General features: G+C 55.9%; 7 protein-coding genes. All 7 read left to right on the plus strand.

What is annotated here, in order from left to right; genetic code table 11:
* Positions 1 to 267 precede the first annotated feature (267 nt).
* The 7 genes from VSS37_RS18945 to VSS37_RS18970 all read left to right on the plus strand — a co-directional run bounded on the left by VSS37_RS18945 (position 268) and on the right by VSS37_RS18970 (position 5,906).
* Positions 268 to 1,254, plus strand: coding sequence for a glycosyltransferase family 2 protein (locus VSS37_RS18945; protein ID WP_324697736.1), 987 nt, complete (start codon positions 268 to 270; stop codon positions 1,252 to 1,254).
* Between the two features lie 58 nt (positions 1,255 to 1,312).
* Complete coding sequence (gene tnpC, locus VSS37_RS18950) at positions 1,313 to 2,749, plus strand: IS66 family transposase (RefSeq protein ID WP_324697737.1); 1,437 nt, start codon at positions 1,313 to 1,315, stop codon at positions 2,747 to 2,749.
* A gap of 3 nt (positions 2,750 to 2,752) precedes the next feature.
* Positions 2,753 to 3,313 carry a Uma2 family endonuclease gene (locus VSS37_RS18955; RefSeq protein WP_324697738.1) on the plus strand — a complete coding sequence of 187 codons (561 nt, stop codon included), beginning with the start codon at positions 2,753 to 2,755 and terminating at the stop codon, positions 3,311 to 3,313.
* Between the two features lie 21 nt (positions 3,314 to 3,334).
* Positions 3,335 to 3,436: an Rpn/YhgA-type helix-turn-helix domain-containing protein gene (locus VSS37_RS21950; RefSeq protein ID WP_510952328.1), complete on the plus strand. Its 102-nt coding sequence runs from the start codon at positions 3,335 to 3,337 to the stop codon at positions 3,434 to 3,436.
* A 62-nt stretch (positions 3,437 to 3,498) separates the two neighbouring features.
* Positions 3,499 to 4,104: a Uma2 family endonuclease gene (locus tag VSS37_RS18960; RefSeq protein ID WP_324697740.1), complete on the plus strand. Its 606-nt coding sequence runs from the start codon at positions 3,499 to 3,501 to the stop codon at positions 4,102 to 4,104.
* Positions 4,105 to 4,127: 23 nt separating this feature from the next.
* Complete coding sequence (locus tag VSS37_RS18965; RefSeq protein WP_324697741.1) at positions 4,128 to 5,039, plus strand: glycosyltransferase family 2 protein; 912 nt, start codon at positions 4,128 to 4,130, stop codon at positions 5,037 to 5,039.
* Positions 5,040 to 5,906, plus strand: a complete 867-nt coding sequence (locus tag VSS37_RS18970; protein ID WP_324697742.1) for an NAD-dependent epimerase/dehydratase family protein — start codon at positions 5,040 to 5,042, stop codon at positions 5,904 to 5,906.
* Positions 5,907 to 6,081 lie beyond the last annotated feature (175 nt).

Raw genomic sequence — 6,081 nt, forward strand, 5'->3', positions numbered from 1 at the left:
TCCGTCCCCAATTGTCTAAATCAAAAAAGGCGACAACTAGCCTGACATAGGGGGCATGGACGGCCCGAACAAAGCCTGTTCCGCTACGGACTCGACCATTTGACCGGTCATTTACTGCATGGCTTGTGTGCAGCGGCAGAAAACCTCCGCTTGTGGATGCTGTTTTTATGGCCTCCAAACTTAATCGCGAGCGTAAATGGCAATGTCACCTTGCTGCTGAAAACCGCTGATTAGGAAAATTGTCGTGTACAGAGATATTGAAGACTAATGAACAATGCTGATATTGTAATTGTTAATTGGAATAGTGGCAAACTGTTAGTAACAGTCCTAAAGAGATTAGTAAATCAATTTACTCCTCCCTCCCAAATATGGCTGTTAGACAATGCAAGCTCTGACGGTTCTGCTGGCGGGATCCAGTCTTGGCAACAAGTAAGATTTATCCAAGAAAGTAATAATCTAGGCTTTTCTAAAGGTAATAATATTGCGCTTTTGCACAGCGACAGTGAATTTGTTGGCCTCTTAAACCCCGATGCATTCCCCGAACCCGACTGGCTGGAAAAACTCCTCCAAGCCGCCGCCGACTACCCCGACGCTGCCGCTTTCGGCTCCCGCCAACTCTGCCACCATGACCCCAGCTTGCTGGACGGCATCGGTGATACTTACCACCTCAGCGGCCTGGTCTGGCGTGACCGTCACGCGGTTCCACAAACATCAGCAGACTTGACCCCGCACGAAATATTTTCGCCCTGCGCCGCCGCCGCCCTCTACCGCCGCTCCGCCCTGGAAGAAATCGGCTTCTTCGACGAAGACTATTTCTGCTACGTGGAAGACGTGGATCTCGGCTTCCGCCTGCGGCTGGCGGGCTACAAGGCCATGTACGTCCCCGATGCCGTTGTCCACCACGTCGGCTCCGCCACCACCGGCGGGCAACAAAGCGACTTCTCCGTCTACCACGGCCACCGCAACCTGGTCTGGACCTACGTCAAAAACATGCCCGGCATCCTCTTCTGGGCCTTGCTCCCCCTCCACCTCGCCCTGAACGTCGGCTCCATCCTCTGGTTTACCGCCCGCGGCCAGGGCAAGGTCATCCTCAAGGCCAAATGGGACGCCATCAAGGGCCTGCCCAACATGTGGCGCAAACGCCGACAAATCCAGAAAAACCGCAAGGCCAGCATCGCCGACATCTGGCGAGTGCTCGACAAACGCGTTATCCCCGGCAACCTGATGGCCCGCTTCCGCAAACTTCCCCCCTAAGCTACACGTAAGCGTTCAGCCCCTTGCAAATCTGTGTAATTTTTGTTGAGCTAGGGGGATGCTGAAACACAAGCTCAAACAACTGCTGGGTGAACCGAAGGATCTGGATCAGGCGAAACAGGCCATTGAGCTGCTGCTGGACACTGTCGAAGCCCAGCAGGAGCAGTTGGATGCGTTGGGGGGCCGACGTGCGGGCAACTCCCGCAATTCCTCCAAGCCCCCATCCAGTGACAGCCCGAGTGACCGAAAACAGCGTGCAAAGAAAAAGGACAGCAGTGGGCGGAAACAAGGTGGCCAGCCGGGGCATGAAGGCCATCACCGAGCCTTGCACCCGGAAGGGGAGGTTGGTGAATTTCACCAATGGTATCCGGGACGCTGCCTGTGTGGTGGTGAGGTGATGCCCAGTGGCAAAGCGCCCCTGCGCCACCAAACCATCGAACTGCCGGAAGCCCGGCCCCTGGTTACGGGACATCGCCTGCACCACGGTTGTTGTTGCCGTTGCGGGACCCCGCAGTATGCCCAATTGCCCGACGGCGTGTCCGGGACGCCGTTTGGCCCCCGCCTGCATGCCTGTGTGGCCTTGCTGAATGGCCAGTTCCACCTCAGTGACCGCCAGATCCGGGAATACCTGCAAACCTTCCATGAACTGCGGGTCAGTTTGGGCAGCATCAGCAACATGCAAGGCCGGGTCACGCCCTGGCTGTGGCCTTTGGCACAGGAAGTGCGTGACCACCTGCGCAAGATTCCCTGGGCACATGCCGATGAGACCACCCATTGGCATAAACAGGGACAACGCTGGATGTGGGTTTTGGCGGCGCCACAAGCCGCCTATTTCCAGACGCATTGTTCGCGCGGCAAGCTGGCCGCTGAAAATCTCCTGGGTGAGGGTTTTCAGGCGCTCCTGGTCACTGACCGGCATGGCGCTTATAAGGCCGTGCCTGCCGGACGCCGCCAGTTTTGCATCCCGCATGTGATCCGGAATTTCAAGAAAATGGAGCAACGGCGCGGCATTGACGGCCATATGGGCAAGAAAATCGTCAAATCACTGCAACTGTTGATCCGGATTGACCACCGCCGCCAGCAAGGGCTGGCAGAAAGCCATTTCCGACGACGATGCCGGAAAGTGCAGGGACAATTGGTCCGGCATCTGCAACAAGGCGCCGAGGTGTGCCGGGAAAAATCCCGCAACCAATGTGAAAAGCTGTTGCAGGATGTCGGGTGCCTGTTCACGTTTGTCCGGCATCCCGGTTTGCCCCTGACCAACAATGAGGCCGAGCGGGCCATCCGGCCTTATGTGGTCTGGCGCAAGACCAGCTTTGCCACCCAGTCTGCGCGTGGGGACCGCTTCCGCGCCCACATCCTCACCGTGGTGGAAACCTGCAGGAGGCAGGGGTTGTCGGCATTACGCGTTTTGAGGGGCACCTGTTGGCAGGGGCTGGCCGGGCAGCCAATTACGACATCTGCACTGGCTGGAAAAACATTGATGGCTGCATAGGGCGTGAGTGCATTAACAAAATCCGCGCACATTTCCCCTGAAGACTATTTGCTGGGTGAAAATGACCGCCCAGATGGCATCAAGTATGAGTATGTAAACGGGCAAATATACGCAATGATGGGGGCAAGCCGGGGACACAATCTCGTATCGGGTGAGTTCTTTGCCGCCCTACATGCACATCTTAAAGACAGCCGTTGTCAGATTTTCCAATCAAATATGAAAGTGGGCATCCAAACCATTGGGGATACCCGCTACTACTACCCTGACGTACAGGTGACATGCGAGGAAGAGACAGAGGGCCACTTCAACACCTCCCCTTGCCTGATTGTGGAAGTCCTTTCCGGCAGTACGGCACGCAAAGACCGCACGGAAAAGTTGACGGGGTATCGGCTGCTCCCCACTTTGCAGGAATATGTCTTGTGTTCACAAGATACGCCTATTGTTGAGGTTTACCGCAGGCGCGCCGAGTGGCAAGTGGAACGCTATCTGAGTGGGCAAAACTTCTTGCTGGAATCTGTCGGCCTGGAAGTGGCAGTTGATGGCCTTTACCGTTTTCTTAGGTAATTTACGAGCATTGAACAAGGCATCCGGCAAGTCGCCCGCAATATGCTGGGGGCTGGAATCCCAATGGAAACGATCATGCAGGCTACAGGTCTCAGCCGCGCGGAGTTGGATGCGCTGGTATAGCCGCTTCCGCAAACCTCCCCCCTGAGCTACACTTGACCTTGATGCTCAAGCAGGAGGCTCTCATGGGATATGCACTCAAACACAACTTCATTCCTTTCGATGACTATCTGGCAGGCGAGCGCGATGTCGAAACCCGTAGTGAGTACCTTGACGGCGAAATCTACGCAATGGCAGGCGCAAGCGAAGCGCACAATACCATTGCCAGCGACTTTTGCGCCCAAATCAACATTCACCTGCCCGACCACTGCCGGGTGTGGCAATCCGACATGAAGGTGATCGGCCAAACCCGCGACCACAAACCTTTCGCCTACTACCCCGACATCATGGCAGCCTGCGGCGACAATACCGATGACCCCTACTACCGCACCAACCCTATCCTGATTGTCGAGATACTGTCACCCAACACCAAACGGGTTGACCTCAAGGAAAAGTTCGACAACTACACCCAAATCTCCTCCCTGCTGGAATACGTGGTCGTCTCGCAGGACACCCCTGCCCTGCGCCTGTTCCGCCGCCGCACCGACTGGCAAGCCGAATTTTATTACGCGGAAGATACCATTACACTCGAATCCGTCGGCCTGACAGTCCCCATCACCCAAATTTACCGCCGCGTCCGCCGCGAAGTGGGGCTGGAAACACCGTTCTCCAGCAAAACGGCCACGGAATAAAAACACCGCCTGCCCATGGACATATGAACAGTTCATTAACCCCGACTTCTGGCCTAATTCCGTTAATTGATGCCTGCGTTGTCATCGTCAATTTCAATGCTGGCGGTTCCATTCTGGTTGACTGCATCGCTTCTGTTCTCGCCTGCCCCAGCCTGAAAGCCATCATTGTTGACAATGCCTCACGAGACGACAGTCTTGCCATTGTTGAACAAACCTTTACTGCCCACCCTAGGCTCAGGCTTATCCGTAATTCTACCAATCTTGGCTTTGCCGCCGCCTGCAATATCGGCGCAAACGTTTGCCAAACGGATTATCTGTTGTTTCTAAACCCTGATTGCAGGTTGGAAGCCGATACCCTACCCAACCTGCAAACTGCCTTGGCCAGCGCCCCCGATGTCGGCATGGTCGGCGGACTACTTCTGAACCCGGACGGCACGGAACAAGCTGGTGGACGCCGCGCCATCCCCACGCCATGGCGCACCTTCATCCGCGCGTTTGGCCTCTCCCGCCTCCTGCCCCACTACTTCCGCGATTACGACCTGCATCTGCAACCCTTGCCAGCCGAACCTGTCGAAGTCGAGGCCATCAGCGGTGCCTGCATGCTGGTGCGCCATGATGTATTTGAACAACTTAGTGGCTGGGATCAAAACTACTTCCTGCACTGCGAAGACCTCGACATTTGTATGCGCTTCCGCCAGGGTGGCTGGAAAATTCTGTTTGTTCCCACCGCCCGCGTACCACACCTGAAAGGCGTGTGCAGCAAGTCACGCCCCATTTTCGTGGAGTGGCACAAACATCGGGGCATGATGCGCTTTTACCGCAAGTTCTTCCGCCACCAGTACCCCGGAGCGCTGATGTGGCTGGTCAGGCTGGGCGTCTGGCTACGCTTTGGTGGTATTGCGCTGGTTTACAGCCTTAGACAGCTGCGCACCTGAATGCAATCTGTCCTGGTCACGGGGGCCACCAGCCTGATCGGGCATTTTCTCCTGCCACGCTTGGCTGAGCAGAGAATACCCGTCGTCGCCATATCCCACCGCCTACCCGCCCCTGAAGGAGCTTGCCTCGCAAACGATTATAATCAGGGCTGGCTCCTGCAGGATATTACCCAGCCGTTTACCCTCCCCTCCCCCTGCGATACGCTCATTCACCTTGCCCCCATCTGGCTCCTGCCCAGACTGCTGGATTCCTTGCAAAGCCAGCTTCCCCCCCGCATCATCGCCATCAGTTCCACCAGTCGCTTCAGCAAACAGTTATCCTCTTCGCTAGGTGAACGTGAAACTGCCCGCAAGCTGACAGAGGCTGAAGATTGGCTTGCCCGTTTCGGGCAACTACACCAGCTTGACTGGACTATTTTCCGCCCTACCCTTATCTACGGTGCGGGTCTAGATCAGAACATCACGACTATTGCCCGTTTTATCCAGCGTTTCGGCTTCTTCCCGGTAATTGGCAAGGCTCGGGGTTTGCGCCAACCCATCCATGCCAATGACGTCGCCAATGCCTGCATTGATTGCCTGCGCAACCCCAACACCTTTCGCCACGCCTACAACCTCAGTGGCGGCGAAACCCTCACTTACCGCCAAATGGTTGAACGCATCTTTCAACATCTTGGTAAACCTGCCCGTATCCTGCCCATTCCCCTCCCCGCTTTCCGTCTCGCCATCCAGCTCTCCCATGTTTTACCCCGTTTCCAGACACTGACTCCCGCCATGGCTGAACGCATGAACGCCGATCTGGTGTTTCCCGCTGATAAGGCCATAGAAGATTTTAGTTTCACTAGCCGATCATTCACTCGATTAACATGATTGCGACTTGATTATTTCCATACCCAAGGTTAAAACCACCGGCTTCAGCCGGTCAGCTTTAGCTGCGACAATGTGCTGTACCGCAGAGGAGGTAGGGCATGGATTATCGCTACGGAAGCCACCCCCTATGTCAGGCTAGTTGTCGCCTTTTTTGATTTAGACAATTGGGGACGGA

The organism is Candidatus Thiothrix phosphatis (assembly GCF_035668035.1).
In the GTDB taxonomy this organism is placed as follows: domain Bacteria; phylum Pseudomonadota; class Gammaproteobacteria; order Thiotrichales; family Thiotrichaceae; genus Thiothrix; species Thiothrix phosphatis.

Bases quoted from the DNA above. Each gene is read 5' to 3' on its own strand.
- VSS37_RS18945 (WP_324697736.1), top strand. From the start codon at position 268: ATGAACAATGCTGATATTGTAATTGTTAATTGGAATAGTGGCAAACTG.
- tnpC (WP_324697737.1), top strand. From the start codon at position 1,313: ATGCTGAAACACAAGCTCAAACAACTGCTGGGTGAACCGAAGGATCTG.
- VSS37_RS18960 (WP_324697740.1), top strand. From the start codon at position 3,499: ATGGGATATGCACTCAAACACAACTTCATTCCTTTCGATGACTATCTG.
- VSS37_RS18965 (WP_324697741.1), top strand. From the start codon at position 4,128: ATGAACAGTTCATTAACCCCGACTTCTGGCCTAATTCCGTTAATTGAT.
- VSS37_RS18970 (WP_324697742.1), top strand. From the start codon at position 5,040: ATGCAATCTGTCCTGGTCACGGGGGCCACCAGCCTGATCGGGCATTTT.